General features: G+C 55.7%; 3 protein-coding genes. 1 reads left to right on the top strand and 2 read right to left on the bottom strand.

Annotation, left to right across the window (positions count from 1 at the left end; genetic code table 11):
- The coding region (locus tag ACOSYY_RS04475; RefSeq protein ID WP_421661069.1) for a cytochrome-c peroxidase at positions 1-432 on the top strand (432 nt) is incomplete at its 5' end.
- Between the two features lie 57 nt (positions 433-489).
- Here ACOSYY_RS04475 and ACOSYY_RS04470 read toward each other — a convergent pair.
- Together ACOSYY_RS04470 and ACOSYY_RS04465 are read right to left on the bottom strand one after the other, a co-directional pair.
- Positions 490-1,338, bottom strand: a complete 849-nt coding sequence (locus ACOSYY_RS04470) for a hypothetical protein (protein ID WP_421661068.1) — start codon at positions 1,336-1,338, stop codon at positions 490-492.
- A 10-nt stretch (positions 1,339-1,348) separates the two neighbouring features.
- Positions 1,349-2,049, bottom strand: a 701-nt coding sequence (locus ACOSYY_RS04465; RefSeq protein ID WP_421661067.1) for a hypothetical protein, incomplete at its 5' end; no start/stop codon positions are given.

Genomic DNA, 2,049 nt, shown 5'->3' with positions numbered 1-2,049 from the left:
GACGCGTTGAGCGACTCCGCGAAGCGTGGCCTCGAACTATTCCGTGGAAAAGCTCGTTGCACACGATGTCACTCGGGCTTTAACTTCACGGACGAAAAGTTTCACAATTTAGGTATTGGATGGGATACCAATACGGTCGATCTCGGTCGGTATATGATCACCAATACCCCCGAGGATATCGGAGCCTTCAAGACCCCGACGTTGCGGGAAATCGCCCGTACCGCCCCGTATATGCATGACGGACGGTTCAAGACATTGGAAGAGGTGGTGGATTTCTATAATCAGGGCGGAATCAAGAATCCGCACTTGGACAATACGGTCATCCCGTTGGAACTGACGGAGGAAGAGAAGAAGGATTTGGTGGCCATGCTCAAGTCGCTCAATGGCGAGGGGTGGCAGCACGTCTCCGCGCCGAAGTCCTTTCCGAAATAATTCGAACCGATCACGATGAGGAAAATGAGAGGGCCATCGAGAGATGGCCCTCTTTTGTTAGGTGTGGTGCGATGATTCCCGATCGTTCATCTGTAGAAGATGGCGACGTAGAATGGCCTGCTCGATACGGGAGCGTCCCCGATCCGGTGCCGGAAATCGAAGCACGAGGTGTATTTTCCCCGATTCCGGTAGTTGAATGGTGATGCGCGGTTCCGGAGAAGGCGCTTCCAACAGGTTGGTCTGCTCCAGCAGCTTCATCTGCCGTGCGGCTTCATTCATGTACGGCGCACATTCCGCCTTCGCGGCTTCTAAGAGGGCGCGCTCGGCTTTCTGCCAGTCGTCATCGTTTTTGACCGGAACAATCAACGTATAGAGACCATACTCTTGCTCGGGATTTTCCTTGATCAACGTATTGGTAAGCAGCAAGCTATTGGGAAAGATGGTCACGCGACCGGTGTACAGATGAGCGGATTGCCCGGGGCCGATTTCCAACAACCGTGTCGCGAAGGCATCGTGGTCCAGCACCACTCCGCGGTGGCCCGCGATTTGAATCCGGTCACCCACGGCGAAGACCTTGCTACCGACTCGAAGTGCCGCCCCGCTCCAGCAGAGAATCAGCTCTCTTGTCGCCAGGACAAAAGCGGCTGCCAAGGCAACGAGAGAAACCGCAAAGGCCTGCAGTTCATGAGCCCAGATGATCACGAGACCGATAAGGAATGCGAAGACGATCGAGTTCCTGGTCGTGACGACCCAACGGCGTTTCGATTCCATCGAGAGCGTCGGATTGCGAGCGATCCAACGCACGATCAGCGGCCTGACGATGATCAAGGTCAACAACAGGATCAGCGACTTCAAACCGTCCAACGCGACCGAACTGTCGATTGCAAACCACTCGCTTTGGGGCACCGATCGTCCTCTACTTGGCGGTCAATGTTTCGCGGGTACCCGGAACGCATTCCTCACGCTTCCAGTTCTTGAGGGTCTTGTCTTCTGAGAACGTCAATGTGTATCGATAGCAATACAAGGTGGGTTTGGAGGTCTCTGTTCCCTTCCCCATCAAACTAGTGACCGAGTGGGAAGCGTCGGCGACGAACGAGGTATTCCACTTGGTGAGTTCCTGCTCGCTGAGCCCGAATCGATAGGTCCAGAGACTGTCTCCGCCGAGAGCCGGAGTCTTGGCCGTGTGCGGAGGACCCAGTCGTTCCCGAACTTCTTCCTGCGTCAGTCGACCGACTCCTTTCTTGAGGTAGCCATCTCTCCAGGGACCGCCACAGCCTGAAAAGGCTGGAGTCAGGACGACAAGCAGCGCGCAGGTGACAAGATGGAGGCACTTCTGGACGGAGGAAGAAGTTGAGACGGGCATGCTGCCGCCTACGCTACACCGGACGACCGGTAAGTGCAACTCCACAGACAAATCACCCGTTATCGTGTCGACGGGCTGCCCGTGGAGACCGGAGGGCAAGATGGGCTGGATTTGGCCATGCGTTTTCGGTACCTTAGTTGAGTATTGTATTGGCTGAGGGCCATGTATGAATGTCCGACGGATTTTTAGCGCGTGTATTGTCGGGGTCGTGACGCTTTCACTACAGGCGGGGTTTACAGCGGCGGCCGAAAGCC

The sequence above is a fragment of the Nitrospira sp. BLG_2 genome, assembly GCF_049222245.1.
This window is presented reverse-complemented; position numbering and strand designations above follow the sequence as displayed.